Genomic DNA, 26006 nt, shown 5'->3' with positions numbered 1-26006 from the left:
ATAGTACAGTTCACGCCACTGTACCGATCAGTACAACGAACTGGGGGATCCATGACGCTCGACACCGCCCTGACCGGCGTGAACGACCACCTTCGCGGCGTGCTGCCGCCGGAGGTCTTCGACGTCCTCGAAGCGGACCGGCGCCGGGGCGGCGCGACGGAGTTCGCCGGAGCCGGTGACAAGATCGAGGACTTCACGCTGCCGGGGGCCGGCGGGACGCCGACGAGCCTGGGCGAGCTTGTCGCCGACGGGCCGGCGGTGCTCGTGTTCTACCGCGGCCAGTGGTGCCCGTACTGCAACCTGACCTTGCGCACCTACCAGCAGGAACTGCTGCCCGAGCTGGGGAAGCTCGGGGTGACCCTGGCGGCGATCAGCCCGCAGCGGCCGGACGGCCCGGCGCCCGACCTGGCGTTCCCGGTGCTGTCGGACGTGGGGAGCACGGTCGCGCGCGGTCTCGGGCTGAGCTACCCGGTCTCCGACGTCGTGCGCCAGGCCATGGAGACGCTGGGCACGGACCTCGAGGCGGTCAACGGCACCTGGGAGCTGGTCCACCCGGCGGTCGTCGTGGTCGACCGCGACCGGGTGATCCGGTACGTCGACGTCCACCCGGACTTCGTCACGCGGACCGAGCCGGGCGACATCCTGGAGGCGGTCAAGTCGCTTTGACGCTGTGCCGGACGCTGTAGGTGATCACCGAACCCAGGATCAAGGCCACCGCCAGGGAGAGCAGCAGGCTGATCCCGGGTTCGGTGACGATCCGGCCGCCGGCGTACCCGAGGAAGGCCACGTACGACGTCCAGAGCGTGACGCCGACGGCCGAAGCGGTGAGGAACTCCGTCACCGGCCACCGCAGCGATCCGGCGAGCAGGGCGCCGAGCGTGCCGCCCGACGGCAGCCAGCGGGCGACCACCAGCACCGGCCGGGGGTGGCGCTGCAGCCGCCCGTCGAGCCAGCCGAGCCCGGCGGCGATCTTCTTCCGCCGGCTCAGCCGGTCCAGCGCCGCCCGGCCACCGAACCGGCCGAGGGCGTAGAGCGCCTGGTCGGACGCCAGGCACCCGGCACTCGCCACGGCGATCACCAGCGCCAGCGACGTCCCGCCCTGCGCCGCCTCGATGCCCATGCCGAGGATGGTCACCTCGGTGGGCAGCAGCGGCACGAGCGCGACGACGAACAGCACCAGTAGTCCCGCCGTCGATCCGTCCACACCTCCATTAACCGCCCGGGTGCGGCCCGGCACTCCCGATCACCGGGTACTCACAGCAACCCGACAGCTGGTCCACAGACTCACGGAAACCATGACAGGAGTTGTCATGGTTCGCCTCGAGGCTGGGTGCATGAACACACTTTCCGGAAAAGTCGCACTGGTGGCGGGCGGCACGCGCGGCGCGAGCCGGGCGATCGCCGTCGAGCTGGGCCGCGCGGGCGCCTTCGTGTACGTGACCGGCCGGACGACGCGCGCGGGACGGTCCGAAGTGGACCGCCCGGAGACGATCGAGGAGACGGCCGAGCTGATCGAGCGGGCCGGCGGGCAGGCGGAAGCGATCCGCGTCGACCACCTGGTGCCGGCCGAGGTCGAGGCGCTGGCCAACCGGATCGACCACCTGGACATCCTGATCGACGGCCTCTGGGGCGGCGACAAGCACCTCGGCTGGGCCAAGCCGGTGTGGGAGCACGACCTGGCCGCGGGCCTGCGGATGATCCGCCTCGGCATCGACGCGCACCTGATCACCAGCCACTTCCTGCTCCCGCGGCTGATCGACCGCCCGGGCGGCCTGGTCGTCGAGCTGACCGACGGCACGGCCGAGTACAACGCGAAGTACCGGGTCGGCACGTCGCTGCCGTTTTACGTGGCGAAGGCGTCGGCGCACCTGCTGGCGATCGGCGAGGCGGCGGAGCTGGCTTCGTCCGGCGCGACCGCGGTGGCGTTCACGCCGGGGTACCTGCGGTCGGAGATGATGCTGGAGATCTATGGGGTGAAAGAGGAGAACTGGCGCGACGCGTGTGAGCGCGTGCCGCACTTCGCGATTTCGGAGACACCGACGTTCTGCGGCCGGACGGTGGTGGCCCTGGCGGCGGATCCGGCGCGGGACCGGTGGAGCGGGCAGACGGTGAGCAGCGGACAGCTGGCGAAGGAGTACGGGGTGGACGACGTCGACGGCAGCAGGCCGGACGCCTGGCGGTACATGCGGGAGGTCGCGGACGCGGGAAAGCCTGCGGACACCACCGGCTACCGCTGACGCGCCCCCACCCTCTCCGGGGGGCGTCCCCAGGTCCATTCTACCGGCGGGCACCGACAAAACCGCCCGCCCGAGCCTGGTTGTCCACAACCACCGGCCCCTGTGGATCAGCCGTTGCGGGCGGCCAGCTCCGCGCCGATCGCGGCCAGCGCCGCCCGCAGCGAAGCCGGCTCCAGGACCTCCACCCCGGGGCTCAACGCCACCAGCTGACCGAGGCCGATCTCGTCTCCTTCCAGGGCGAGCTCGGCCTCGGCCCAGCCGGAAACGTCCGGCGGCCCGAGCGAAACCACCGTGTCCGCCAGGTGCTCCCCGCCGAAGACGCGGCGCAGCTCCCGGACCGCCGTGCGGTTCAGCCGGGCGCGCACCCGCACCGGCCGGGCCACCTGCTCGAACGCCGTCGACGACGACTCCCACCACCGCGCCAGGTCGAAGTCCGGCGGCCGCTCGAACGCGGTGTCGAGCCGAGCCGCCGAGAGGATCCGCGAAACCCGGTACGTGCGCAGGGCGTCGGCCGGAACCACCCGCGCCACCAGGTACCAGACGCCCGCCTTCAGCACGAGCCCCAGTGGCTCCAGCTCGCGCGAAGCCACCTTGTCGCGCCGGCGGTAGGTCACCGCGAGACGCCGTTGCGTCCACACCGCCTGGACCACCGTGGCCAGCGACGGCGGCTCGTCGGCCGAGCCGAACCAGCCCGGCGCGTCCACGTGGAACCGGCCCGCCACCAGCGTCGCGTGTTCCCGCAGCTCGGCGGGCATGCCCGCGGACACCTTCGCCCGCGCCGCGCTGCCGGCGGTGTCCAACCCGAGTCCCGCCAGCGCGGAAGGCACCCCGAGCGCGAACAGCGCGACGGCCTCACGCGCGGTGAGGCCGTCGAGCCCGGAGCGCCAGCCGTCGACCAGGCGGAAGCCGCCGTGCCGGCCCGGCTCCGTCCACAGGGGTACGCCCGCGTCGCGCAGGGCCGCCAGGTCGCGGTGCATCGTGCGCTCCGACACGCCCAGTTCGGCGGCGAGCTCGGCGGCGGTCGCGCTGCGCCGCCGTTGCAGCGTGAACAGCAGCGCGACCAGCCGCTCGGCTTTCACTGACTACCGGTTGGCGCGGTTCACCGCCGAGACGACCGCGCGCAGCGACGCCGTGACGATCGACGCGTCGATGCCGATGCCCCAGAACACCCGGTCCGAGATCGCGCACTCGATGTAGGACGCGGCGCGCGCGTCGTCGCCCGGCGAGAGCGTGTGCTCGCTGTAGTCCAGCAGGCGCAGGTCGAAGCCGACCGTCGACAGCGCGTCGAAGAACGCCGCGATCGGGCCGTTGCCGCGGCCGGTGACCTCGTGCTCGTCACCCTCCACGCGCACGGTCGCAGCGATGTCGTACTCGCCGTCGCCGTTGTCGCGCACGTGCTGGCGGATCAGCTCCAGCGGGGTCTTCAGCTCCAGGTACTCGGCCGCGAAGGCGTTGTACATCGTCGTCGGGTCGACCTCGCCGCCCTCGGTGTCGGTGTAGCGCTGGATGACCTTCGAGAACTCGATCTGCAGCCGCCGCGGCAGGTCGAGCTGGTGCTCGGCCTTCATGATGTAGGCGACGCCGCCCTTGCCGGACTGCGAGTTCACCCGGATGACGGCCTCGTACGTGCGGCCGACGTCCTTCGGGTCGATCGGCAGGTACGGGACCTCCCACGGGTACTCGTCGACCGGTACGCCGGCCTTGCCGGCGGCGTCCTTCAGCGCGTCGAGGCCCTTGTTGATCGCGTCCTGGTGGCTGCCCGAGAACGCGGTGAACACCAGGTCGCCGCCCCACGGCGAGCGTTCGGGCACCGGCAGCTGGTTGCAGTACTCGACCGTCCGCTTGATCTCGTCCATGTCGGAGAAGTCGATCTGCGGGTCGATGCCCTGGCTGTAGAGGTTCATGCCCAGCGCGACCAGGTCGACGTTGCCGGTGCGCTCGCCGTTGCCGAACAGGCAGCCCTCGATCCGGTCCGCGCCGGCCTGGTAGCCCAGCTCGGCGGCGGCGATGCCGGTGCCGCGGTCGTTGTGCGGGTGCAGCGACAGGATCACCGAGTCGCGGCGGGCCAGGTTCCGGCTCATCCACTCGATCGAGTCGGCGTACACGTTGGGCGTGGCCATCTCGACGGTCGCCGGCAGGTTCAGGATCACCGGCCGCTCCGGCGTCGGCTGCCAGATTTCGGTGACGGCGTTGCAGACCTCGAGCGCGTAGGACAGCTCGGTGCCGGTGTAGGACTCCGGCGAGTACTGGAACCGGAAGTCCGTGTCCGGCTGCTTGGCGGCCAGCTCGACGACCAGTTCCGCGGCCTGCGTGGCGATCTTCTTGATGCCCTCGCGCTCCTCGCGGAAGACCACGCGGCGCTGCAGGATCGACGTCGAGTTGTAGATGTGGACGATCGCCCGCGGCGCGCCTTCGAGGGCCTGGAAGGTGCGCTCGATCAGCTCGTGGCGGCACTGGGTCAGCACCTGGATGCTGACGTCGTCCGGGATGGCGTGGTCTTCGATGATCTCGCGGACGAAGTCGAAGTCCGTCTGGGACGCGGCCGGGAAGCCGACCTCGATCTCCTTGTAGCCCATGCGGACCAGCAGGTCGAAGAACTTGCGCTTGCGCGCGGGCGACATCGGGTCGATCAGGGCCTGGTTGCCGTCACGCAGGTCGACGGCGCACCACAGCGGCGCGCGGTCGATGCGCTTGTCGGGCCACGTGCGGTCGGGCAGGTCGATGTTCTCGACCAGGTCGTACCAGGGGCGGTAGCGGTGCACCGGCATGGACGTGCCGCGCTGGGTGTTCCAGGCGGGCTGGCCGGCGGGCGCGGGACGAGAGGGCTTGCGGATCTTGCTCATGGGATTTGGGGTGTCTCCAGCTCGACGGGTGCGACCGGCACCACGAAGCCCCGCGACGGGGAGCCGGTCCGGTCAGGCCCCGTCGCGGCAGCGAAGCAGGAGAGCACGCGCCACGGCCCCACCATAGCCAGGCGACGCCGTCCGAGGGAAGCCGGGCCGCGACGGAACTGTTACCCAGACGGTTACTTGTGGGTAGCAATCGGCCGGGTGCCGTGCGAAACTGCGGGCATGGGTGAGCACGCAGAGTCGTCGGAGGAGACGCGCGTCTCCCGTCGCGCCGCCGTCGACTGGCGCCGGACCGGGGGCCGGGCGGCCTCGCTGGTGGCCTCGATCGTCCGCTGGGTGGGGCTGGTCTTCGCGGCGATCCTGGTGATCCACGTGATCTTCACGGTCGGCTCGGCCAACCCGGCGAACGGCATCGTCTCGTTCGTGAAGTCCTGGGCGGACAGCCTGGCGCTGGGCTTCAGCGACCTGTTCACGCCGAGTGACGAGAAGCTGCGCGTCCTGGTGAACTACGGGATCGCGGCCCTCTTCTGGATGGTCGTGTCGGGCATCCTCGCCAAGGTCATCCGCCGGGTGGGCGGGACGTCCTGATCTCGCGGTGATCACGATCGCCCGGGCCTCGTAACGGGCGGTCGCCGCGGCTCGACTTCAGCACGCCGGAAGGAGTGCTGATCATGTCCGTTCCCCCGCCCGCCGTGCCGAAACCGAGTGCGGCGGTCCGCGTCGTGAGCCTCTGGTACTTCGTCGTCACCATCGCTTCGCTGGGGCTGTTCGCCTGGGTGCCGTTCGTGCACGCCGCCGCCCGGCTGGGGCGGACCGCGCTGTACGTCCGGGCCGCGGTCTTCGCCGCGGTGGCGGTGCTCATCGGGGTGCTGATGGCCGTGACGCCCACGGACACGACCGGCAAGGCGGTCGGCACGACGGGCGGTCTGCTCAGCCTGGCCGGGGTCATGCTGGCCATCGCCGCGGTCGTGGCCGGGTGCGTCCAGCAAGGCAAGCTGCGCCGCCGGATCCTCGGCCTCGCCCCGGCCGAGCGGCCCGGCGAAAACCCCGCGCTCGCCACCGCGCTCGCGGCACGGGAGCGCCGGGCCGAGGCGCGCAAGCTCGTGGCGAGCGACCCGCTCATCGCGCGTGACCTGCGGATCGGCCGTCCTGACCTGGCGCGGGACTACGACGACGGCGGTCTCGTCGACCTCAACAACGCGCCGGCGGGTGTCATCGCCTCGGTCTGCGGGCTCGACGCCGCCACCGCCGAAGCCGTCGTCGACATCCGGACGACCGTCGGTGGCTTCGCCGCCGTCGACGACGTCAGCACCGTGGTGCCCTACGCGGCGATGGACCGCGTGCGCGACCGCGCGATCGTCCTGCCGGCCTAGAGCGCCGGCTTTCCCCACCGGTCGGTGAACGCGAACTCATCGAGCGGCAGCCGCACCCGGTCCGCCTTCTCGCGCTCGATCCGCCAGTCCTCCTCGAGCACATCCGGCGCCGCCGGCGACCCCACCGCGATCGCCACCTTCGGGACAGCGTCCTCTGGAAGGGCGAACGACGTGCGCACCGCGTCCGGCGAGAACCCCGCCATCTGGTGGGCGATCAACCCCAGCTCGACGGCCTGCAGCACGAGGTTCTCCGACGCCAGCCCGAGCCCGTACTCCGCGTAGGGGACGTCACCCTTCTCGTTGGTCGTCACGATCACGCCGACCAAGAGCAGGCTCGCGCGGTGCGCCCAGGCCCGGTTGCCCGAGTTGAGCGCACCCAGGATCGCGTCGAACGCCGGCGTCCCGCGGACGCCCACCAGGAAGCGGGCTGGCTGGGTGTTGCCGAACGACGGCGCCCAGCGGGCCGCTTCGAGCAGCGCGCGCACCTGCTCGTGGGTGACGACGGCTGACTCGTCGTAGGCCCGCGGGCTCCACCGTTCCGCCATCAGGGTTGCGATCGGGACGCTCGTCACAGCTGGTTTCCGCACGTTGCCGACACTACCGACGAGTGCTGTGCGTCACTCGGGAGGAAGGGCTCCGCGCATTTCGTTGGTGTTGCGGAAGATTTACATCCGAGGCCGCTGCCGGACGGGTGCGCCCCACGTCAAGGGGGTGGCGGGCCGCCTGAGCCCCGGTAGGCTCCAGTTCAAATCATGGGACGCGGGGGCTCTCCGGTGCCCACCAGGGAGCCGCCCGGCCCGCGAGGAGGTTCGGGCGTGGCCCTCGTGGTCCAGAAGTACGGCGGATCGTCGCTGGAAAGTGCCGACCGGATCAAGCGCGTGGCGGAGCGGATCGTCGCGACGAAGAAGGCGGGCAACGACGTCGTCGTGGTCTGCTCGGCGATGGGTGACACCACCGACGAGCTGCTCGACCTGGCGCAGCAGGTCAACCCGGCGCCGCCGGAGCGGGAGATGGACATGCTGCTCACCGCCGGTGAGCGCATCTCGAACTCGCTCGTCGCGATGGCGATCGCGGCGCAGGGCGCCGAGGCTTGGTCGTTCACCGGTTCGCAGGCCGGCGTCGTCACGACGTCGGTGCACGGCAACGCGCGCATCATCGACGTCACCCCGAGCCGGGTCACCGAGGCGCTCGACCAGGGCTACATCGCGCTGGTCGCCGGGTTCCAGGGCGTCGCGCAGGACACGAAGGACATCACCACGCTGGGCCGCGGCGGGTCGGACACCACCGCCGTCGCGCTGGCCGCCGCGCTGAACGCCGACGTCTGCGAGATCTACTCCGATGTGGACGGTGTGTACACGGCCGACCCGCGGGTGGTGCCGGACGCGAAGAAGCTCGACACCGTCACGTACGAAGAGATGCTCGAGCTCGCCGCGAGCGGGTCGAAGATCCTGCACCTGCGGTCGGTCGAGTACGCGCGCCGCTACGGCGTCCCCATCCGAGTCCGTTCTTCCTACAGCGACAAGCCGGGCACGACGGTGACCGGTTCTATCGAGGAGATCCCCGTGGAACAAGCCCTGATCACCGGTGTGGCGCACGACCGCTCCGAAGCCAAGATCACGGTGACCGGGGTGCCGGACCACACCGGCGCCGCGGCCCGGATCTTCCGCGTGATCGCCGACGCCGAGATCGACATCGACATGGTGCTGCAGAACGTGTCCAGCACCGTCTCCGGCCGCACCGACATCACGTTCACGCTGTCGAAGGCCAACGGCGCCAAGGCCGTCAAGGAACTGGAGAAGGTCAAGGCGGAGATCGGCTTCGAGTCGGTGCTCTACGACGACCACGTCGGCAAGGTGTCGCTGGTCGGCGCCGGGATGCGCTCGCACCCGGGCGTCACGGCGACGTTCTGCGAAGCGCTGGCCGAGGCCGGCGTCAACATCGAAATCATCAACACCTCGGAGATCCGCATCTCGGTGCTGATCCGGGACGCGCAGCTCGACGACGCCGTGCGCGCGATCCACGAGGCGTTCGAACTCGGCGGCGACGAAGAAGCCGTCGTCTACGCGGGGAGTGGTCGCTGATGGCGGACGGGCTGCGGGTCGGGGTGGTCGGCGCGACCGGCCAGGTCGGTGCGGTGATGCGCAAGCTGCTGGCGGAGCGGGAGTTCCCGATCGCCGAGCTGCGCTACTTCGCTTCGGCGCGTTCGGCGGGTTCGAAGCTGCCGTGGCGCGACACCGAAATCACGGTCGAGGACGCTTCGACGGCGGATCTGTCCGGTTTGGACATCGCGCTGTTCTCCGCGGGCGGCTCGACGTCGAAGGCGCAGGCTCCGCGGTTCGCGGCCGCCGGTGCCACGGTGATCGACAACTCTTCGGCGTTCCGGATGGACCCGGACGTGCCGCTGGTCGTCAGCGAGGTCAACCCGCAGGCGATCAAGGAAGCGCGCAAGGGGATCATCGCGAACCCCAACTGCACCACGATGGCCGCGATGCCGGTGCTGAAGCCGCTGCACGACGAAGCCGGGCTGGTCCGCCTGGTGGCGTCGACGTACCAGGCGGTGTCCGGCAGCGGGCTGGCCGGGGTCGACGAGCTGGTGGGGCAGGTCCGCGCGGCGGCCGAGCACGCGTCACTGCTGACCCACGACGGCGCGGCGATCGAGTTCCCGAAGCCGGAGAAGTACGTCCGCCCGATCGCGTTCAACGTCCTGCCGATGGCGGGGTCCATTGTGGACGACGGTGAGCTGGAGACGGACGAGGAGAAGAAGTTCCGCAACGAGAGCCGCAAGATCCTGAGCATCCCGGGCCTCGCCGTCTCGTGCACCTGCGTGCGCGTGCCGGTGTTCTCCGGGCACTCGATCTCGGTGAACGCGGAGTTCTCGCAGCCGTTGTCCGTCGAGCGCGCGACGGAGCTGCTCGCGCACGCGCCGGGTGTCGAGCTGTCGGAGATCCCGACCCCGCTGCAGGCGGCGGGCAACGACCCGAGCTACGTCGGCCGCATCCGCGCGGACCAGGGCGTCGAAGGCGGCCGCGGCCTGGCGCTGTTCGTCTCGAACGACAACCTGCGCAAGGGCGCGGCGCTCAACGCCGTGCAGATCGCGGAGCTGGTGGCCCAGCAGCTCTGACGGCGGTTCCGAAGGCCCCTCACCTCGCCCGGTGAGGGGCCTTCACGCGTCCCGGCTCGCTTTCCGGCAGGTTTGCGAGCGCAGGGCGGCGAACTGTTTCAGGGGGTCCGCCGATCGTTTGACGTCGGTCGTGAAGTTCCAGACGTAGCCGTCGGCGTGCGCGCCGAGCTGCCGGAACTGGGCGAGGGCTTCGTCGTGGCGGTCGTTGTGGTGCAGTGCGTAGATGGCGTAGCCGCGGTCTTCCCTGGTCGCGGGGTGCTGGGCACCTTCGCCGTTCAGCCAGGGCAAGGCCGTGTCGAGGGCCTCTTGGACGTAGCGGCTGCGCCAGATCGGATTGCCTTCCATGGCCATTTCGAAGGCCGCCTGCAGGGGCAGTGGTGTCAGCGACGGTGCGAGAGCCGCGGCTCCGGCCGCGAAGTCGAGCAGGCGTTCTTCGGTGCCGTGCCACTTCGGGCACCAGTACTGCAGGGCACGGTTGTGGCCGGGGCGGTGCGCGGGCGCGCGGACGAGCAGACCCGACCAGATCCCGTCGAACGGCTGGTACCGGACTTCGAGCCCCTTGCAGACGGTGACGAGGGTCGCCCACGGCGTCGGATCGGCGCCGGCGAGTTCGGCCGCCTTCCAGGCGGTGTCGCGGGCGTATTCCAGCAACTGGAGGAAGGGCCCGAACTGCTGGCGGCTGGTGTACCGGGCCCGTGCGGCGCCCCGCCGCTGCCAGGCCAGGGCGACGAACGTCTCCGCCTGCACGACGGTGGCGTCGGGATCGCCGTCCCGCTCGGCGAGCCAGTCACGCAGCCACTGGCGTTCGGTCGTGGCGGCGGTGGCGAGCGCGCCGATGGCGGCGGTCCGCCGGTCCCAGTCGCCGTGCAGCGAGGCGACGAGGGCGGCCGCGGGGTGCCAGTCGCCGGCCAGCGCGGCGGAGACGGCGGCGGCGACCTCGGGGTCGGCGTGGTGCGGATCGGCGGTCAGCTCGCCGTCCGGGACCATCCCCCGGGCGGCCGGCCCGGCTCCGGGCAGCAGGCGCATGTGTGTTCCCCCTCCACAGTGGACGACCGGAAATCGCCTTGTCCGATCGGCTCGCAAGAGCGATCCTAAGTCCCGCAAGGCAACAAGGGGAGGAAAACATGCACACCGCTGTCGAGGGCGCCCGCGTCCCGATCCGGATGTGGGCGGATCCCGCGTCCGTCGAAGACCAGGCCATGCGGCAGCTGCGCAACGTCGCGAACCTGCCGTGGGTGCACGGTGTCGCCGTGATGCCCGACGTCCACTACGGCAAGGGGGCCACCGTCGGCAGCGTCATCGCCATGCGCGACGCCGTCTCGCCCGCCGCCGTCGGTGTCGACATCGGGTGCGGGATGAGCGCCGTCCGGACGTCGCTGACGGCGAAGGACCTGCCGGACGACCTCGGGAAGCTGCGCCGGCGTATCGAGAGCGCCGTGCCGGTCGGGTTCGGGCTGCACAAGACGCCCGTGAACCCGGCGAAGGTGCACGGCGTCGGCGGCTGGGACGCGTTCTGGAAGCAGTTCGGCGAGCTGCACAGCGGCGTCCAGGAGCTGCACGACCGGGCCGCGCGGCAGATCGGCAGCCTCGGCGGCGGGAACCACTTCATCGAGGTTTGCCTCGAACAGGGCGGCGCCGACGAAGGGCGCGTCTGGCTGATGCTGCACTCGGGTTCGCGCAACATCGGCAAGGAACTCGCCGAGCGGCACATGGCCGTCGCGCGCAAGCTGCCGCACAACGCCGACCTGCCCGACCCGGACCTCGCGGTGTTCGTCGCCGGCACGCCGGAGATGCAGGCGTACCGGCGCGACCTGTTCTGGGCGCAGGACTACGCGGCGCGCAACCGCGCCACGATGGTCGCACTGGTGAAGCAGGCGGTGCGCGACGAGCTCCCGCAGGTGACCTTCGACGACGCGATCTCCTGCCACCACAACTACGTCGCGGAGGAGACGTACGACGGCGTCGAGCTGCTCGTCACCCGGAAGGGCGCGATCCGGGCCGGATCGGGTGACCTCGGGATCATCCCCGGCAGCATGGGGACCGGTTCGTACATCGTCCGCGGCTTGGGCAACGAGTCCTCGTTCCAGTCGGCTTCGCACGGCGCGGGCCGCCGGATGTCGCGGAACAAGGCGAAGAAGCTGTTCACCGCCGAAGACCTGGCGGCGCAGACGGCCGGCGTCGAGTGCCGCAAGGACTCCGGCGTGGTCGACGAGATCCCGGCGGCGTACAAGGACATCGAAACGGTGATCCGCGCGCAGACGGACCTGGTCGAAGTGGTGGCGCACCTCAAGCAGGTGGTCTGCGTCAAGGGCTGACGGTATTTTGGCGGCATGACGAGGGGTGGAACTCTGGCCGCGTTGCTGACTGCGGCGGGCTTGCTGCTGAGCGGCTGCGCCGAGGTCGGCAACGCGGTCGACCAGGGGAGCAGGACGGCGGACAAGGTCGCGGTGTGCACCGAGGCGCTCGGGCTGGCCGACCTGAACCCGCTGGTCGACCCGGCGAAGTTCCGGGCACGAGCCGAGGACAAGGAGAAGCGGCTGCGCGAGCTGGCGGGCGACGTCCAGGACCAGAACGTCAAGAACGCGCTGCTCGGCATGGCCGACTCGTACGTCCAGGTGCAGAAGGAACGCATCGAGGACGCCGGCGTGGTGGCCGGGTGGGTGCAGCGCAACGTCAAGAAGCTCGACGCGCTCCGCACCGCCTGCTCCTAGCGGTCCGGCTTCCCGAGCGCCCCAAGGCGGCCTTCGGTGCGTGAGACGCAACCGAGGCGGCCTTCGGTGCATGAGACGCAACCAAGGCCGCCTTGGGGCGCTTGCATCAACCCCGCCGGCGAGGGGCGGACCAAGGCCGTCGGGGCGCTTGCGCCGGTGAGCGCTAGCCGTTCCCGCCGCCCCCGGCGGCGGCGATCGCCGGTTCCCGGGCGGCCGATGCCGACCGGCGGCGAAGCAGGCCCGCCGCGGCGATCACCAGACCACCCAGCCCGGCCGCGACGAAGCCCCACTCCGGGCTCGAGTGGTCGATCGCGAACCCGACCACCGGGCTCCCCAGCGCCAGGCCGAGCCGGGTCGAGGCGTCCTGCAGCCCCATCGCCTCGCCGCGGGCCTGCGGCGGGGCGATCCGGCTGACCGTCTCGGTCGTGGCCGCCAGCGTCGGGGCGCACAGCAGGTTCGTCGGGATCAGCACCAGCATCAGCAGCCACCACGGGTGGTCCGCCAGGCCGACCGGGATCACCAGCAGCGCGAGCAGCAGCATCAGCAGGCCCTGCGGCAGCGACTTCTTGACCGCGCCGTGCACGACGCCGCCGGTCATCGACGCCGTGCACATCACCGCGATCACCAGCCCCGTCATGCCGATGTCGCCGTTGGCGCGCAGGGCCGCGAGCGTCGCCAGTTCGGTGCCGACGAGCACGAACAGCGTGCCGGCGGCGATCAGCAGCGTCGCCACGAGCTTGCCCGACAGCCAGCTCCGCAGCGGTGGCCGGGTGGTGGACGCACCCGGCTCGGCCGACGCGCGGATCGGCGGGTCGATGAGCCAGATCAGGAACGCCGTGCCGCCGAACAGGGCGCCGAGCGCGCTGAGGGTGAAGGTCGGCGAGAGCGTCGTGATCGCCGCGATGCCGATCGCCGGGCCGATCATGAACGTCGCTTCGACCGAGATCGTGTCGAGCGAGTACGCCGCGCGCAGCTCCTCGTCCGGGACGAGCGCGGCCAGGATCTGCCGGGCGAGCGACCCCGCCGGCACCGAAAGCATCCCGGCCGGGACCGCCACCGCGGCGAGCGCCTCGAAGGGCAGGTGCGGCGCGGCGAACCAGAACACCGTCGTGCCGATCCCGCAGACAGCGACGACCGGGCGCAGGCCGTAGCGGTCGAACGAGCGGCCCAGCAGCGGGGCGCCGAGGGCCATGCCGAGCGTGACACCGGCGCCGACCAGCCCCGCGGCGCCGTAGCCGCGGCCCAGGCCGGTGACGACGTACAGCGTCATCAGCACGCCGTTCATGGTCATCGGCAGCCGCGCCAGGAACATCAACGCCATCGTCGACGGGACGCGGGGGACGGACAGGACCCGGCGGTACGGCTGGAACGGCACGTACTCGATGAGAACCCAAGGTGGTACGCGCGTGCAAGTTATTTCGGGGTGGTGCGCTCTAAATATGAGAGCTACCCTCTTTTGGTAGTAACTATCAATTGGGGGTCGCTATGACCGAAGTGCAACCTCGCCGGTGGTGGGCGCTGGGCGCGCTCGCCGTGAGCCTGCTGACCATCGGGCTCGACCTGACCGTGCTCAACGTCGCCGTGCCGACGCTGGCCGTCGACCTCGGCGCCACGACCACGCAGCTGCAGTGGTTCGGCAACGCCTACACGCTGGCGCTGGCCGCCCTGCTGCTGCCGGCCGGCCTGCTCGGCGACCGGTTCGGCCCGAAGAACCTGCTGCTCGGCGCGCTCGTGGAGTTCGGGCTGGCCTCGCTGTGGTGCGCCAACGCCGGCTCGCCGGGCGAGCTGATCGCCGCCCGGGTCGGCCTCGGCGTCGGCGCCGCGTTCCTCATCCCGCTCTCCCTTTCCCTGCTCAACGTCCTGTTCCCGCCGCAGGAGCGGGCGAAGGCGCTGACGACGTGGGTGCTGGCGATGTTCGTCGGCATCCCGCTCGGGCCGCTGCTCGGCGGCTGGCTGCTCGACCACTTCGCGTGGGGCTCGGTGTTCCTCATCAACGTCCCGCTGACGGCGGTCGGCGTGGTCGCGGTGCTGTTCCTGCTGCCGCGCACGCCGGGCTCCGGCCGCGGCGCGATCGACTTCGCCGGCATCGCGCTCTCGGCGGCCGGGCTGGTCGCGCTCACCTACGGCTTCGTCAACGCCGGCGTGCACGGCTGGGACGACCCGGTGACGTACGGCCTGATCGCGCTGGGTGCCGCGCTGGTGGCGGTGTTCTGCTGGGCGCAGACGCGGGTGGCCGCGCCCCTCACCGACCTGGTGTTGTTCCGCGAGCCGCGGTTCGTCTGGGGTGCGGTGCTGGCCACGGTGGCGTCCTTCGCGCTGATGGGCCTGCTCTTCGTGCTGCCGCAGCTGTTCCAGGCGGTGCAGGGGGCCGACGCGCTGCAGACCGGCGTGCGGCTGCTGCCGCTGATCGGCGGGATGCTGGTGTCGGCGAAGGCGGCCGAGCGGCTGGTCGCCGCACTGGGGGTGCGTGCGGTCGTCGTGGGCGGGTTCGTGCTGCTCGCGGCCGGTCTGGCGTGGGGTTCGACGACGTCGCCGTCGAGCGGCTACGGCGCCACCGTCGGCTGGGAGGTCGTGATCGGCCTGGGCACCGGCGCCACGCTGCCGCCGCTGATGACGATGGCGATGGGCGCGCTCACCGAAGGCCGCTCCGGCGCCGGTTCGGCGCTGATCCAGGTGCTGCGCCAGGTCGGCGGCACGATCGGGGTGGCGGTGCTGGGCACGGTGCTCAACGGCGTCTACCGGGACGGCGTGGCCACCGCCGGCCTGCCCGCGCCGGTCGCGGAGGCGGCACGGGGCAGCGCGTCGGCCGCGGTCGCCGTCGCGGAGAAGCTCCACCTGCCGTCGCTGGCCGGCTCGGCGCGGGCCGCGTTCACCGACGGCATGGCGGCGACGCTGTGGGTGTGCGCCGGTCTCGGCGTCGCCGGCGCGCTGCTCGCGCTGCTGTTCCTGCCCGGCCGGTCGGCGGCGGGAGCGCAGCCGCGAGAATCGGAGCATGACGTCGTCGCCATCTGAGCCAGCGGGACTGCGGGAACGGAAGAAGGCCCGGACGCGCGCCGCGATCCAGCGGCACGCGTTGCGGCTGTTCCACGAGCAGGGCTACAGCGCCACGACGGTGGACCAGATCGCGGCGGCGGCGGAGATCTCGCCGAGCACCTTCTTCCGGTACTTCCCGACGAAGGAGGCGACGGTCCTGTACGACCCGTTCGACCCGGTGCTCATCGAGGCGGCGCTCGCCCAGGACCCCGGGCTGAGCCCGATCGACGCGCTGCGGGCGACGATGGACGTCATCCGCGAGCAGATCCCGCCCGACGCGTGGGAGGACGAACGCCGTCGGCAGCTGCTGGTGTTCCGGGAGCCGGAACTGCGCACGGCGGTGATGGACAAGTTCGCCGAGGGGATCGACCTCCTGGCGAGCCTCGCCGCGCGCCGCACGGGCCGCTCGGCGGACGACTTCGAGACCCGCAACTGGGCGGGCGCGGTGGTGGGCGTGGTGATGGCGGCGTTCCTGGGTGCGGCGGCGGACCCGGAGGCGGACCCGCTGGTGGTCGTCGATCGGGCGGTCGCCCACTTGGAGGCGGGGCTGCCGCTCTGACCGCGTCCCGCCGCGGTCAGTTCACTTTGGACAGACCCTGCCGCAGCGCGCCCGCCGTCTCCGCCAGAGCCTCCCGGAACCGCGTGCCGACCCCCGTGAAGTTGATGAACCCGTGGATCAGGTCCTCGTGCCTCCGCAGTGCCACCTCGACCCCCGCCTCGCGCAGCTTCTCCGCGTACGCCTCCCCTTCGTCACGCAGCGGGTCGAACCCTGCCGTTACGACCAACGCCGGCGGCAGGCCGCTCAAGTCCTCCGCGTGCAGCGGCGAAAGCCGCGGGTCGGCCGGGTCCGTGCCCTCCGGGACGTAATGCCCCTCGAACCACTTCATGTGCACGTCCGTCAAAAACAGGTTCTCGGCGAACAGGTCCTGCGAGCGGTACCGCTTCGCGAAGTCCGTCGCCGGGTAGATCAGCAGCTGGAACGCCGGTGCCGGGCCGCCGCGGCGGAGTGCCTGCTGGGCCGTCACCGCCGCGAGGTTGCCGCCCGCGCTGTCGCCGCCCACCGCGATGCGGGCCGGGTCCGCGCCGAGGTCGGCCGCTTTCGCCACCGCGTACTCGAACGCCGCCAGTGCGTCCTCCGTCGCCGCCGGGAACGGGAACTCCGGGGCCAGCCGGTACTCGATCGACAGCACCCGGACCCCGGCGTGCTTGGCCAGGAAGCGGACGGCGTTGTCGTGGCTCGAACGCGTGCCGATCACCCAGCCGCCGCCGTGGAAGAACACCAGCAGCGGCGACGGCTCCGGCAGCCCGACCGGGGTGTAGAGCGTGGCAGGGAGATCGCCGTCGGGCGTGGGCACCGCGATTTCGCGCACCGAGACCGGCTCGATCGGCTTGCCGCTGACCAGGTGCCTGCCCGCGTCGAGCAGGGCCCGCGACTGCTCGACCGAGCCGCGCACCAGCTCCGCCCGCGCGATCTTCTGCAGCCGGAGCAGCAGCTGGGCGTCGAGCGCGAGCTCCTGGCCGTCGATGCGGACGGCGCGGCCCGCGATCGCCCGCCGCGCCGGCGCGGGCAGCCAGAACGCGAGCTGGGACGCGGCCGCCTGGGCGCGGACCGGGAGCGGGATCGCCATGGTTCCTCCTGGGCGTCGGGACTGCCCAGGAGGTTACTTGTCAGTAGGTAACAGGTCCAGGTGTGACCGGCACCTCGGTCTCAGAGTCTGGTCCTCCAGTTAAGTGGAGGGGTTAGCCTGGAAAACGTGACTTCAGCCAGGACGGTCAACGTGCTCGGGATCGGCGGCTCTCTGCGCGAGGGCTCCCAGTCCGAACGCGCGCTGCAGATCGCGCTCGAGGGCGCCGCGGAAGCGGGCGTCCGGACCCGGCTGCTCACCGGCCCGGAACTCGTGCTGCCGTTCTACGACGCCGGTGTCCCGGAGCGCGACGAGCGCGCCACCCGGCTGGTGGAGGCCATCCGGGAGGCCGACGGGCTCATCGTCGTCTCGCCCGGCTACCACGGCGCGCTGTCCGGCCTGGTCAAGAACGCCCTGGACTACGTCGAAGACCTGCGCGAGGACACCCGGCCGTACCTGGACGGCCGCGCGGTCGGCCTCGCCGCCGTCGCCTACGGCTGGCAGGCCGCGGTCACGACGCTCGAACAGCTCCGCACGATCACGCACGCGCTGCGCGGCTGGGCCACCCCGCTGGGCGGGTCGATCAACTCGGCCGAGACCAAGTTCGACGAAGCCGGCGGCGCGTCGGACGAGAAGAGCGTCCGCACCCTTCGCCTGATCGGGCGGCAGGTCGCCGAATTCGCCGTGACCCGCGCCGCATGACGTTTCGCCCGGTGGCCGCCGGGTACGTAACCGACGTGACGCCTGCCATGTGGGGGCACCGTTCCGCGGCTGCGGGATGTTGTGCCCAGTGAGACGCTCGCTGTGGAGCGTCCGCGACGGAAGGCAGGCTGAGCATGGGTCAGGCGATCTACACGGCGGTGGCGACGGCGCGCGGCGACGGGCGGAACGGCGAAGTGACGTCGTCCGACGGCGTCATCGACGAGTCGCTGGCCATCCCGAAGGAGATGGGCGGCCCGGGCGGGGACAAGACCAACCCCGAGCAGCTCTTCGCCGCCGGTTACTCCGCCTGCTTCCACAGCGCGCTGCAGCTGGTCGCGCGCCAGGCGAAGGTGCCGCTGCACGACTCGACCGTCACCGCGGAGGTCAGCGTGCTCAAGCAGGAGGTCGGGTTCGGCCTCGGCGTCGCGCTCAACGTCTCCCTGCCGGGCCTCGACCAGGCCCAGGCCGACCAGCTGGTCGAGCAGGCCCACCAGGTGTGCCCGTACTCCAACGCGACCCGGGGCAACATCGAGGTCGCGCTCTCCGCCACCGTCTGACCCGGCCCACCAAGCCCGCACGAGTCCGAGGAAGGGATAACCAGAGATGAGCAAGTCTCCGATCAAGAGCCCGCTTTCCGAGGCCGACAAGGAGATCACCGGCAACGCCCTGCAGGCGACGCTGGTCGACCTGGTCGACCTGTCCCTCATCGCGAAGCAGGCGCACTGGAACGTCGTCGGCTCGAACTTCCGCAGTGCGCACCTGCAGCTCGACGAGCTCGTGAACACCGCGCGCCAGTACGTCGACGAGGTCGCCGAGCGCGCCAACGCCATCGGCATCTCGCCGAACGGCAAGGCGAAGACCGTCGTCGAGAGCTCGGGTGTGCCCGAGTACCCGGACAACTGGCAGTCGGTCGAGTCCACGGTCGCCGCGATCGTCGACATCCTCGCGGCGCTCATCGAGCGGCTGCGCCAGCGCATCGACGAGACCGACAAGAGCGACCTCGTCACGCAGGACCTGCTGATCGAGATCACCCGGGCGCTCGAAGAGGCGCACTGGATGTGGCAGGCCCAGCAAGCCTGACCTTCCGCCACGAAAGGGCCGTTCCGGGTGGAACGGCCCTTTTCCGTCGGTGCGGGTGAGTACGTTCGGTGGCATGGTCTTGCATCAGGGAGAAGCCGCGGGTTCGGACCGCACGGCCGGCACGAACCCGCTCTACGCCGGGGCGAACCCGGCGCTGGCGGCGGGTTTCGTCATGCCGCACGACGAGCTGCGCGAAGACGCGCTGCCACCGGACACCGCGCTGCAGCTCGTGCGCGACGAGCTGATGCTGGACGGCAACGCGCGGCTCAACCTCGCGACCTTCGTCACGACGTGGATGGAGCCGCAGGCGCGTGAGCTGATGGCCGAGTGCGTCGACAAGAACATGATCGACAAGGACGAGTACCCGCAGACGGCCGAACTCGAGCGGCGCTGCGTGAACATCCTCGCCCACCTGTGGCACGCGCCCGATCCCGCGGACGTCATGGGCTGCTCGACGACGGGGTCGTCGGAGGCGTGCATGCTCGCCGGGATGGCGCTGAAGCGGCGGTGGGCGAAGCTCGGGCGCAGCGGCAGGCCGAACCTCGTCATGGGCGCGAACGTCCAGGTCTGCTGGGAGAAGTTCTGCGAGTACTGGGAGGTCGAGGCGCGTCTGGTCCCGATGGAGGGCGACCGCTACCACCTGACCGCCGAAGAGGCGGTGGCGCGCTGCGACGAGAACACGATCGGCGTGGTGGCGATCCTGGGCTCGACGTTCGACGGCAGCTACGAACCGGTCGCGGAGATCACCGCGGCCCTCGACGCGCTCGCCGAGCGCACGGGCTGGGACATCCCGGTGCACGTCGACGGCGCTTCCGGCGCGATGATCGCCCCGTTCCTCGACCCGGACCTGGAGTGGGACTTCCGCCTGCCGCGCGTGGCGTCGATCAACACGTCGGGCCACAAGTACGGGCTGGTGTACCCGGGCGTGGGCTGGGTGCTCTGGCGCAACAAGGCCGCGCTGCCGTCCGAGCTGGTGTTCAACGTGAACTACCTGGGCGGCGACATGCCGACGTTCGCACTGAACTTCTCCCGCCCGGGCGCGGAGGTCGTGGCCCAGTACTACACGTTCGTGCGCCTGGGCCGCGAAGGCTTCCGCGCGGTGCAGCAGGCCTCGCGGGACGTCGCCGTGCACCTGTCGTCCGGCATCGCCGCGCTCGGCCCCTTCGAGCTGCTGACCCGCGGTGACCAGCTCCCGGTGTTCGCGTTCACGACCCGCCCGGACGCCGGGTTCGACGTCTTCGACGTGTCACGCCGGCTGCGCGAGCGGGGCTGGCTGGTGCCGGCGTACACCTTCCCGGAGAACCGGACGGACCTGGCGGTGCTGCGGATCGTCGTCCGCAACGGCTTCACGCACGACCTGGCGGACCTGCTGCTGGCGGACCTGCAGCGGGTCCTCCCGGAGCTGGAGCAGCTGGGCGGCCGCCCGAAGGATCCGGCGAAGGCGACCGCCTTCCACCACTAGTGCCAGGACTTGGCGCGGGCGTACTGGTCGGGCCAGCGCACGTCCGCGCCGAGTGCGTTCGCCGCGCGCAGCGGCCAGTGCGGGTCGCGCAGCAGGGCGCGCCCGAGGAAGACCGCGTCCGCCTGCTCGGTTTCGAGGATCTCCTCCGCCTGCCGCGGATCGGTGATCATGCCGACCGCTCCGGTGAGCAGGCCCGCCTCGGCGCGGATGCGCTCGGCGAAGGGCACCTGGTAACCGGGGCCGACGGGGATGTCCGGGTGCGGCGTGTTGCCGCCGCTGGAGGCGTCGACCAGGTCGACACCGCGTTCGGCGAGCAGTTTGGCCAGGCGGACGGAGTCGTCGAGCGTCCAGCCGCCCTCGGTCCAGTCCGTCGCCGAAAGCCGGGCGAACAGCGGGACGCCGGTGCGCGCGCGGACGGCGTCGGCGATCTCGAGGGGCAGCCGCGTGCGGCCGTCGAAGTCGCCGCCGTAGCGGTCGGTGCGGCTGTTCGACAGCGGGGACAGGAACTGGTGCACCAGGTAGCCGTGGGCGAAGTGCAGCTCGAGCAGGTCGAACCCGGCGTCGACGGCCCGCTGGGCGGCGTCCGCGAACGCCTCGGGGAGCGCGGCGACCTCGTCGGTGGTCAGCGGCCGGGCCGGGGCGTAGCTGCCGAACGGCTGCGCGTCGGCGCCGACGCTCGGCCAGCCGCCGTCCTGGGCCGGGACGCTGCCCGTGCCCTCCCACGGCCGCCGGGTCGACCCCTTCCGGCCGGCGTGGGCGAGCTGCATGCCGATCGCCGTGCCCTGGCCGTGGACGAAGCCGGTGATCCGGCGCCACGCTTCGGCCTGCTCGTCGGTCCAGATGCCGGTGTCCTGCGGGCTGATCCGGCCTTCGGGGGTCACGGCGGTGGCCTCGGTCATGACGAGCCCCGCACCTCCGGCGGCGAACTGCCCGAGGTGGACGAGGTGCCAGTCGCCGGGGACGCCGTCGGTGGCGGAGTACTGGCACATCGGCGACACCCAGGCGCGGTTCGGCAGGGTCAGGCCGCGGACGGTGATCGGGCTGAAGAGTTGGCTCACCTCAAGGTCAACGACACGTGCTCGGCGTCTCTTCCCGTCGCCACCGCGTCTACCGACGGGTAACCTCGCTCACATGGGTGTCGCTGTTGACGAACGCCGGGCGCTGAGCGCGCTCTTCGAAGACCTCGGGCCGGACGCGCCCACGTTGTGCGAAGGCTGGCGGACGCGGGATCTCGCCGCGCACCTCGTCGTGCGCGAACACCGGCCCGACGCCGCGCCCGGGATCCTCGTGCCCGCGCTCGCCGGGTACACGCAGAAGGTGCAGGACCGCTACGCCGCCAGACCCTGGGCGAGCCTCGTCGAGCAGGTGCGGAACGGGCCGTCGAAGTTCTGGCCCACCGCGATCGGCCCGCTCGACGAACTGACCAACACCGCCGAGTTCCTCGTCCACCACGAGGACGTCCGGCGCGCGCAGGACGGCTGGGAGCCGCGGCCCGCCGACCCCACCCGGGACGCCGCCGCCTGGAAGTCCGCGAAACAGGCCGCGAAGCTGAACCTCCGCAAGTCACCCGTCGGCGTGACACTGCGCACGAAGGACGGCCGGCAGGCCGCCGTCAAGACCGGGCCCGATCCGGTGACCGTCGTCGGGGAGCCCGTCGACCTGCTGCTGTTCGTCTTCGGGCGCGACGCCGTCCGGCTCGGATTCGAGGGCGACGCCGCCGCCGTCACCAGGCTTCAGTCGGTGAACCGGGGGCTCTAGGCTGCGCCTCATGCCGATGATCAGCGTTGCCATGTTCCCCGGCCGCACGCCGGCCCAGAAGAGCGCCTTGGTCCGGGAGCTGACCGACGCGTTCGTCCGGACCTGCGGCGGCAAGCCCGAGGGCGTCCAGGTGACGCTCGTCGAGATCGGCGCCGACCACTGGGCCAGCGGCGGCGTCCTGTACTCCGAACGCTGAACCGCAGGGAGGCCGGTCCGGCCTCCCGGCGCACGCGTCAGCGCAGGCCGAGGGCCCGCAGCGCGAAGTGGACCTCGATCGACGTCTGCTTGATCGTCTCGGCGATCACCAGGGAGCCGTGGCCGGCGTCGTAGCGGTAGAACTCGTGGTGCAGCTCGCGGTGGCCGAGCCGGTCGAGGTAGTTCTCGATCTGGCGGATCGGGCAGCGCGGGTCGTTGTCGCCGGCCAGCACGAGCACCGGCGCCGTGACGGCGTCGACGTACGTGATCGGCGAACACTCCCCGTACACCGCCGGCACCTCCTCCGGCGAGCCGCCGAAGAGTGCGCGGTCGAACGAGCGCAGCTGCTCCATCTCGTCCTCGTACGCGGCGACGTAGTCGGCCACCGGCACCCCGGCGACGCCCGCCGCCCACCGCGACGGCTGCGTGCCGAGCGCGAGCAGGGACAGGTAGCCGCCCCAGGAAGCGCCGTTCACGACGCACTTCGCCGGGTCGCTGAGTCCGGTTCGGACGGCCCAGTCGTGCACCGCGGCGACGTCTTCGAGTTCGGTCAGGCCGGGACGGCCCTCGATGGCGTCGCGCCAGGCCGAGCCGTAGCCGGTGGAGCCGCGGTAGTTGACCTCGACCACGGCGAACCCGGCGTCGAGCCAGGTCGCGCGGTAGGCGGAGAAGCGGTCCTCGTCCGCCGCGTGCGGGCCGCCGTGCAGCGAGAACACCGTGGGCAGCGGGCCCTCCGGCGCGTTCGAAGGCCGCGAGACGAGCGCGTGGATCCGCCCGCCGACGCCTTCGACGAACGCGTCGGTCACCGGCTCCGAACCCGGCGCCCGCTCACCCGGCGGTTCGAGCAGGATCGCGTCGCTGCCGTCGGTGGTCCGCGCCCGGACGGCGGCCGGCTCCGCGGCGCTGGACCACGAGTACTCGATCGTGCCGTCGGGGCGGACGCCCGCGCCGCCGATCCGGCCGGCCGGAGTGTCCACTGAGGACAGTTCGGCCGTCTCCAGGTCGTAGCGGTACAACGAACTGCGGCCTTCGTGGAAGTGCACGACGAGCAGGGCGCGCGCGTCCGGGTACCAGCCCGCGACGACCTCACCGGGCAGGTCGAGCTCGATTTCGGTCTCCGTGCCGGCCCGGACGTCCCAGACCAGCAGCTCCTCGCGGCCGCGGCGCTCGTGCAGCACCAGCAGGCGCTGGTCGCCGGGCAGCGGGGAGAAGTCGAGGGCGGACAGGCCCTTGCCCTCGCCGTCCCACTTGTCGGCCACCGTGGCGAACCCGTCGGTCGCGAGCACCCGCAGCGCCGGGTGGCGCGAGTCACCGTGCTCCGAGTGCGAGATCGCGATCAGGCTCTCGTCGCGCGAGAGGGAGGCGATCCCGGCGTCGTCCGGGTGGCTGTAGAAGCGGCGCGTCTCACCGCCGATCCGGGCGAACAGCTCGCTGCCGTCGTCGGTCGAGACGCCGACCGCGACGAGCCGGGTGCCGATCTCGAGGCCGGCCGGGTAGCCGTCGTGGACGTCCGGGACGGCCTTCTCCGGCTTGCTGCCCTCGGTCGCCGCGAACGGCTCGCGGACCCAGGAGCCGAACTCGTCACCGTCGGTGTCGTCGAACCACCAGATCCACTCGCCGTCCGGGGACGGCGTCGCGTGCAGGGTGCCGTTGGGCCGGTCGGTGACGCGGCGGTGCTCGTCGGTCGCGCGGTTCCAGGCGTAGACCTCCCAGACGCCGCTGGCGTTGGAGACGTAGACGTTCGCCTCCGGGGCGTCGCGGGCCCACTCGGGGACGGAGATGCGCGGGGCGTGGAAGCGGGCGCGCCAGCGGGCTTCGGCTTCGGCGTCGTCGAACAGCCGGTCCGGGACCACCGCGGGCGGATATTGCTTGGCTGACTGCGTGCTCACCCCTCGATCCTGCCACCTTCTGGCCGTACTGTGTGCGGGGTGCTGGAGGGTTACGCGCCGGGCTACGGGCGAGACGCGGTGTCGATGGTGTCCGCGCGCACGGCGGCGGAGCGCGCGGCGTTCGCCCAGCCGCTGTTCCGGCCGGGCATGTGGGTGGTCGATCTGGGCTGCGGCCCCGGCTCGATCACCTTGGGCCTGGCCGCCGAGTCCCGGGTGACGGGCGTCGACCGCGACGCGGGCCAGGTGGTGCTCGCGCGCGAGGCGGCCCGCCGGGCCGGAAGGTCCACAGTGGACTTCGTGGTCGGGTCGGCGTACGACCTGCCGTTCGCGTCCGGCAGCGTGGACGTGGCGTTCTCGCACGCGTTGTTCGAACACCTCGCGGTTCCGGCGGACGCCTTGGGGGAGCTGCGCCGGGTGCTGAAGCCGGGCGGCAGGCTGGCGTTGTCCACATCGGACTGGAGCAAGGCGAGGCTGCGGCCGAAGACGGCGAACGTCGACGCGGCCCTGCGCGGCCACTATCTCCTGCGCCGCCGCGCGGGTGGCGACCCGTTCGCCGGCCGTCACATCGCGGAGCAGTGCGCCCGGGCGGGGTTCACGGAGGTGGCTTCGCGGGTGAAGTACCGCGAGGACCTGAGTTACCGCGACCTGGCGAAGTACGTGGAGTCCAGGCTCGACGCGGCGGTCGCGGACCCGGCGTACGCGCGCGACCGCGACCAGCTGGCGAGCGCGGCTCGGTCGGCCGTGGTGTGGACCCGCGGTGGCGACGGCGACTTCAGCCAATGCTGGGTGGAGGTGACGGCCACCCGGCCGTGAAACCAGAAGAGCCGGTGTCCGAAGACACCGGCTCTTACTCGTCGGGGTGGCGGGATTCGAACCCACGACCTCCTCGACCCGAACGAGGCACGCTACCAAGCTGCGCCACACCCCGAGGTCTTGCTATCGGGTCGTGGAGAAGTCTAGCGGACGCTGTCTCGGGCTTTTCGGGGGGCCGACTTATGCGGCTCGGACGCCCCCGATCCGCGCGGGACCAGCGTCAACAGGCTCGCCTCGGGCGGGCACGCGAACCGCGCCGGAGCCCACGGCGACGTCCCCAGCCCGGCCGAGACGTGCAGCCACATGTGCGCGCCCCAGCGCGAGGCGCCCCGGGCCCGGCTGCGATCCAGGTCACAGTTCGTGACGATGGCGCCGTAGCCCGGGAGCCGGAGCTGGCCGCCGTGGGTGTGGCCCGCCAGGACCAGGTCGTAACCGTCCGTGGCGAACGTGTCCAGCACCCGCGGCTCCGGCGAGTGCGTCACGCCGATGCGGACCGCCGCGCCGCGGTCGGCCGGGCCCGCGATGTCGGCGTAGCGGTCGCGGCGCAGGTGCGGGTCGTCGACGCCCGCCGCGAACACGCGCTGCCCGCCGACGTCGATCGTGCGGCGGACGTGCGTCAGGTCCGTCCAGCCGTGCTCGACGAACGCCGCGCGCAGGTCGCGCCAGGGCAGCTGGACGCCGTGGATGCGCTTCTTCTTGCCCCGGGGCATCAGGTAGCGGGCCGGGTTCTTCGGCTTGGGCGCGTAGTAGTCGTTGCTGCCGAAGACGAACACCCCGGGCCGGTCGAGCAGCGGACCCAGCGCGCGCAGCACGGCCGGGACGGCCGTCCGGTGCGAGAGGTTGTCGCCGGTGTTGACGACGAGGTCCGGGTCCAGCTCGTCGAGCGCGGCGACCCAGCGCTGCTTGCTGTGGTGACCGGGCAGCATGTGCAGGTCCGAGACGTGCAGGACGGTGAACGGCCGGGACCCGGGCGCCAGCACCGGGAGTTCGGCGGTGCGGAGGGTCCAGCGGCGCCGTTCGATCCCGACGGCGTAACCGAGGGTCGCGACGCCGAGCGCCACCGTCCCCGCGGCGAGGCGCGCGGCTGTCGCCCCCGACGTGCTTGTGTTACTGAGCGTGCTCACGAAGTCCAGGATACGTGCTCAACAGTTGGATGAC

The 26006-nt window shown here is 71.7% G+C and carries 27 protein-coding genes and 1 tRNA gene; 17 read left to right on the top strand and 11 right to left on the bottom strand.

Translation table 11 applies throughout. The annotated features are described in order from the left end of the window. Positions 1-51: 51 nt before the first annotated feature. A complete protein-coding gene (locus ACLJPY_RS30190) occupies positions 52-666 on the top strand; it encodes a peroxiredoxin-like family protein (protein WP_410593511.1) in 615 nt (204 codons plus the stop codon). On the opposite strand, the gene ACLJPY_RS30185 is transcribed toward ACLJPY_RS30190, so the two are convergent. Beyond that, entirely contained in the window at positions 653-1204 is a 552-nt protein-coding gene (locus ACLJPY_RS30185) for a DedA family protein (protein ID WP_410593509.1), read from the bottom strand. The genes ACLJPY_RS30190 and ACLJPY_RS30185 overlap by 14 nt on opposite strands. 130 nt (positions 1205-1334) lie before the next feature. On the opposite strand from ACLJPY_RS30185, the gene ACLJPY_RS30180 reads away from it, so the two are divergent. Then, a complete protein-coding gene (locus ACLJPY_RS30180; RefSeq protein ID WP_410593507.1) occupies positions 1335-2237 on the top strand; it encodes an SDR family oxidoreductase in 903 nt (300 codons plus the stop codon). Between the two features lie 107 nt (positions 2238-2344). On the opposite strand, the gene ACLJPY_RS30175 is transcribed toward ACLJPY_RS30180, so the two are convergent. Beyond that, positions 2345-3316 carry a helix-turn-helix transcriptional regulator gene (locus tag ACLJPY_RS30175; protein ID WP_410593506.1) on the bottom strand — a complete coding sequence of 324 codons (972 nt, stop codon included), beginning with the start codon at positions 3314-3316 and terminating at the stop codon, positions 2345-2347. Positions 3317-3319: 3 nt separating this feature from the next. Then, a complete protein-coding gene (gene leuA / locus ACLJPY_RS30170; protein ID WP_410593505.1) occupies positions 3320-5080 on the bottom strand; it encodes a 2-isopropylmalate synthase in 1761 nt (586 codons plus the stop codon). Positions 5081-5308: 228 nt separating this feature from the next. Here leuA and ACLJPY_RS30165 point away from each other — a divergent pair, with 228 nt between their 5' ends. Further along, positions 5309-5674, top strand: coding sequence for a hypothetical protein (locus ACLJPY_RS30165; protein WP_410593504.1), 366 nt, complete (start codon positions 5309-5311; stop codon positions 5672-5674). Between the two features lie 83 nt (positions 5675-5757). Then, a complete protein-coding gene (locus ACLJPY_RS30160; protein WP_410593502.1) occupies positions 5758-6459 on the top strand; it encodes a hypothetical protein in 702 nt (233 codons plus the stop codon). On the opposite strand, the gene ACLJPY_RS30155 is transcribed toward ACLJPY_RS30160, so the two are convergent. Continuing rightward, positions 6456-7031 (bottom strand): nitroreductase family protein, encoded by a 576-nt coding sequence (locus tag ACLJPY_RS30155; protein WP_410593556.1) that lies wholly within the window; start codon positions 7029-7031, stop codon positions 6456-6458. The genes ACLJPY_RS30160 and ACLJPY_RS30155 overlap by 4 nt on opposite strands. A gap of 243 nt (positions 7032-7274) precedes the next feature. Here ACLJPY_RS30155 and ACLJPY_RS30150 point away from each other — a divergent pair, with 243 nt between their 5' ends. Both ACLJPY_RS30150 and ACLJPY_RS30145 read left to right on the top strand, forming a co-directional pair. Next, on the top strand, positions 7275-8540 hold the full coding sequence (locus ACLJPY_RS30150; RefSeq protein ID WP_013230598.1) for an aspartate kinase: 1266 nt from the start codon (positions 7275-7277) through the stop codon (positions 8538-8540). After that, the gene (locus ACLJPY_RS30145) at positions 8540-9580 is read left to right on the top strand and encodes an aspartate-semialdehyde dehydrogenase (protein WP_410593501.1); all 1041 of its coding nucleotides are present in this window, start codon (positions 8540-8542) and stop codon (positions 9578-9580) included. Before ACLJPY_RS30150 ends, ACLJPY_RS30145 begins: the two co-directional genes overlap by 1 nt. Before the next feature lie 42 nt (positions 9581-9622). Here ACLJPY_RS30145 and ACLJPY_RS30140 read toward each other — a convergent pair whose 3' ends face one another. Further along, on the bottom strand, positions 9623-10606 hold the full coding sequence (locus ACLJPY_RS30140) for a DUF4034 domain-containing protein (protein ID WP_410593500.1): 984 nt from the start codon (positions 10604-10606) through the stop codon (positions 9623-9625). 98 nt (positions 10607-10704) lie between these two features. Here ACLJPY_RS30140 and ACLJPY_RS30135 point away from each other — a divergent pair, with 98 nt between their 5' ends. Continuing rightward, positions 10705-11895, top strand: coding sequence for an RtcB family protein (locus ACLJPY_RS30135; protein ID WP_410593498.1), 1191 nt, complete (start codon positions 10705-10707; stop codon positions 11893-11895). A gap of 15 nt (positions 11896-11910) precedes the next feature. Further along, positions 11911-12291 (top strand): hypothetical protein, encoded by a 381-nt coding sequence (locus ACLJPY_RS30130; RefSeq protein WP_410593496.1) that lies wholly within the window; start codon positions 11911-11913, stop codon positions 12289-12291. Between the two features lie 163 nt (positions 12292-12454). Here the strand turns inward: ACLJPY_RS30130 and ACLJPY_RS30125 are convergent, their stop codons facing one another. Next, positions 12455-13603 (bottom strand): MFS transporter, encoded by a 1149-nt coding sequence (locus tag ACLJPY_RS30125; protein ID WP_410593555.1) that lies wholly within the window; start codon positions 13601-13603, stop codon positions 12455-12457. 173 nt (positions 13604-13776) lie between these two features. Here ACLJPY_RS30125 and ACLJPY_RS30120 point away from each other — a divergent pair, with 173 nt between their 5' ends. Then, a complete protein-coding gene (locus ACLJPY_RS30120) occupies positions 13777-15303 on the top strand; it encodes a DHA2 family efflux MFS transporter permease subunit (protein ID WP_410593494.1) in 1527 nt (508 codons plus the stop codon). Beyond that, entirely contained in the window at positions 15284-15883 is a 600-nt protein-coding gene (locus ACLJPY_RS30115) for a TetR family transcriptional regulator (protein ID WP_410593493.1), read from the top strand. Before ACLJPY_RS30120 ends, ACLJPY_RS30115 begins: the two co-directional genes overlap by 20 nt. A 16-nt stretch (positions 15884-15899) precedes the next feature. Here ACLJPY_RS30115 and ACLJPY_RS30110 read toward each other — a convergent pair whose 3' ends face one another. Next, positions 15900-16952, bottom strand: a complete 1053-nt coding sequence (locus tag ACLJPY_RS30110; protein WP_410593492.1) for an alpha/beta hydrolase — start codon at positions 16950-16952, stop codon at positions 15900-15902. A gap of 126 nt (positions 16953-17078) precedes the next feature. Between ACLJPY_RS30110 and ACLJPY_RS30105 the strand changes: the two genes are divergently transcribed. The 4 genes from ACLJPY_RS30105 to ACLJPY_RS30090 all read left to right on the top strand — a co-directional run bounded on the left by ACLJPY_RS30105 (position 17079) and on the right by ACLJPY_RS30090 (position 20193). Beyond that, on the top strand, positions 17079-17651 hold the full coding sequence (locus ACLJPY_RS30105) for an NADPH-dependent FMN reductase (RefSeq protein WP_410593491.1): 573 nt from the start codon (positions 17079-17081) through the stop codon (positions 17649-17651). A gap of 134 nt (positions 17652-17785) precedes the next feature. Further along, on the top strand, positions 17786-18208 hold the full coding sequence (locus ACLJPY_RS30100; protein ID WP_410593489.1) for an organic hydroperoxide resistance protein: 423 nt from the start codon (positions 17786-17788) through the stop codon (positions 18206-18208). Positions 18209-18254: 46 nt separating this feature from the next. After that, the gene (locus ACLJPY_RS30095) at positions 18255-18731 is read left to right on the top strand and encodes a Dps family protein (protein ID WP_176174268.1); all 477 of its coding nucleotides are present in this window, start codon (positions 18255-18257) and stop codon (positions 18729-18731) included. A 73-nt stretch (positions 18732-18804) separates the two neighbouring features. Then, positions 18805-20193, top strand: coding sequence for a glutamate decarboxylase (locus ACLJPY_RS30090; protein ID WP_410593488.1), 1389 nt, complete (start codon positions 18805-18807; stop codon positions 20191-20193). On the opposite strand, the gene ACLJPY_RS30085 is transcribed toward ACLJPY_RS30090, so the two are convergent. Then, on the bottom strand, positions 20190-21251 hold the full coding sequence (locus ACLJPY_RS30085; RefSeq protein WP_410593486.1) for an NADH:flavin oxidoreductase/NADH oxidase: 1062 nt from the start codon (positions 21249-21251) through the stop codon (positions 20190-20192). The genes ACLJPY_RS30090 and ACLJPY_RS30085 overlap by 4 nt on opposite strands. Before the next feature lie 73 nt (positions 21252-21324). Between ACLJPY_RS30085 and ACLJPY_RS30080 the strand changes: the two genes are divergently transcribed. Together ACLJPY_RS30080 and ACLJPY_RS30075 are read left to right on the top strand one after the other, a co-directional pair. Continuing rightward, positions 21325-21951 carry a TIGR03085 family metal-binding protein gene (locus ACLJPY_RS30080; protein WP_410593484.1) on the top strand — a complete coding sequence of 209 codons (627 nt, stop codon included), beginning with the start codon at positions 21325-21327 and terminating at the stop codon, positions 21949-21951. A 10-nt stretch (positions 21952-21961) separates the two neighbouring features. Then, positions 21962-22147: a tautomerase family protein gene (locus ACLJPY_RS30075; protein ID WP_086840847.1), complete on the top strand. Its 186-nt coding sequence runs from the start codon at positions 21962-21964 to the stop codon at positions 22145-22147. Between the two features lie 37 nt (positions 22148-22184). Here the strand turns inward: ACLJPY_RS30075 and ACLJPY_RS30070 are convergent, their stop codons facing one another. After that, positions 22185-24035 (bottom strand): prolyl oligopeptidase family serine peptidase, encoded by a 1851-nt coding sequence (locus tag ACLJPY_RS30070; protein WP_410593483.1) that lies wholly within the window; start codon positions 24033-24035, stop codon positions 22185-22187. A gap of 39 nt (positions 24036-24074) precedes the next feature. On the opposite strand from ACLJPY_RS30070, the gene ACLJPY_RS30065 reads away from it, so the two are divergent. After that, positions 24075-24848, top strand: a complete 774-nt coding sequence (locus tag ACLJPY_RS30065) for a methyltransferase domain-containing protein (RefSeq protein ID WP_410593482.1) — start codon at positions 24075-24077, stop codon at positions 24846-24848. 41 nt (positions 24849-24889) lie between these two features. Here the strand turns inward: ACLJPY_RS30065 and ACLJPY_RS30060 are convergent. Both ACLJPY_RS30060 and ACLJPY_RS30055 read right to left on the bottom strand, forming a co-directional pair. Further along, positions 24890-24963 (bottom strand) — tRNA-Pro (locus ACLJPY_RS30060). Positions 24964-24991: 28 nt separating this feature from the next. After that, positions 24992-25972: a metallophosphoesterase gene (locus tag ACLJPY_RS30055; RefSeq protein WP_410593481.1), complete on the bottom strand. Its 981-nt coding sequence runs from the start codon at positions 25970-25972 to the stop codon at positions 24992-24994. Positions 25973-26006 lie beyond the last annotated feature (34 nt).

Source organism: Amycolatopsis sp. lyj-23 (assembly GCF_046549135.1).
GTDB lineage: Bacteria > Actinomycetota > Actinomycetes > Mycobacteriales > Pseudonocardiaceae > Amycolatopsis.
This window is presented reverse-complemented; position numbering and strand designations above follow the sequence as displayed.

What these genes read in the sequence shown, in the direction of transcription:
- ACLJPY_RS30140 (WP_410593500.1), bottom strand. Translation starts at nt 10,606, where the DNA reads ATGCGCCTGCTGCCCGGAGCCGGGCCGGCCGCCCGGGGGATGGTCCCG.
- ACLJPY_RS30075 (WP_086840847.1), top strand. Translation starts at nt 21,962, where the DNA reads ATGCCGATGATCAGCGTTGCCATGTTCCCCGGCCGCACGCCGGCCCAG.
- ACLJPY_RS30160 (WP_410593502.1), top strand. Translation starts at nt 5,758, where the DNA reads ATGTCCGTTCCCCCGCCCGCCGTGCCGAAACCGAGTGCGGCGGTCCGC.
- ACLJPY_RS30080 (WP_410593484.1), top strand. Translation starts at nt 21,325, where the DNA reads ATGGGTGTCGCTGTTGACGAACGCCGGGCGCTGAGCGCGCTCTTCGAA.
- ACLJPY_RS30110 (WP_410593492.1), bottom strand. Translation starts at nt 16,952, where the DNA reads ATGGCGATCCCGCTCCCGGTCCGCGCCCAGGCGGCCGCGTCCCAGCTC.
- ACLJPY_RS30180 (WP_410593507.1), top strand. Translation starts at nt 1,335, where the DNA reads ATGAACACACTTTCCGGAAAAGTCGCACTGGTGGCGGGCGGCACGCGC.
- leuA (WP_410593505.1), bottom strand. Translation starts at nt 5,080, where the DNA reads ATGAGCAAGATCCGCAAGCCCTCTCGTCCCGCGCCCGCCGGCCAGCCC.
- ACLJPY_RS30115 (WP_410593493.1), top strand. Translation starts at nt 15,284, where the DNA reads ATGACGTCGTCGCCATCTGAGCCAGCGGGACTGCGGGAACGGAAGAAG.
- ACLJPY_RS30125 (WP_410593555.1), bottom strand. Translation starts at nt 13,603, where the DNA reads ATGTTCCTGGCGCGGCTGCCGATGACCATGAACGGCGTGCTGATGACG.
- ACLJPY_RS30090 (WP_410593488.1), top strand. Translation starts at nt 18,805, where the DNA reads ATGGTCTTGCATCAGGGAGAAGCCGCGGGTTCGGACCGCACGGCCGGC.
- ACLJPY_RS30130 (WP_410593496.1), top strand. Translation starts at nt 11,911, where the DNA reads ATGACGAGGGGTGGAACTCTGGCCGCGTTGCTGACTGCGGCGGGCTTG.
- ACLJPY_RS30145 (WP_410593501.1), top strand. Translation starts at nt 8,540, where the DNA reads ATGGCGGACGGGCTGCGGGTCGGGGTGGTCGGCGCGACCGGCCAGGTC.
- ACLJPY_RS30095 (WP_176174268.1), top strand. Translation starts at nt 18,255, where the DNA reads ATGAGCAAGTCTCCGATCAAGAGCCCGCTTTCCGAGGCCGACAAGGAG.
- ACLJPY_RS30165 (WP_410593504.1), top strand. Translation starts at nt 5,309, where the DNA reads ATGGGTGAGCACGCAGAGTCGTCGGAGGAGACGCGCGTCTCCCGTCGC.
- ACLJPY_RS30100 (WP_410593489.1), top strand. Translation starts at nt 17,786, where the DNA reads ATGGGTCAGGCGATCTACACGGCGGTGGCGACGGCGCGCGGCGACGGG.
- ACLJPY_RS30120 (WP_410593494.1), top strand. Translation starts at nt 13,777, where the DNA reads ATGACCGAAGTGCAACCTCGCCGGTGGTGGGCGCTGGGCGCGCTCGCC.
- ACLJPY_RS30190 (WP_410593511.1), top strand. Translation starts at nt 52, where the DNA reads ATGACGCTCGACACCGCCCTGACCGGCGTGAACGACCACCTTCGCGGC.
- ACLJPY_RS30135 (WP_410593498.1), top strand. Translation starts at nt 10,705, where the DNA reads ATGCACACCGCTGTCGAGGGCGCCCGCGTCCCGATCCGGATGTGGGCG.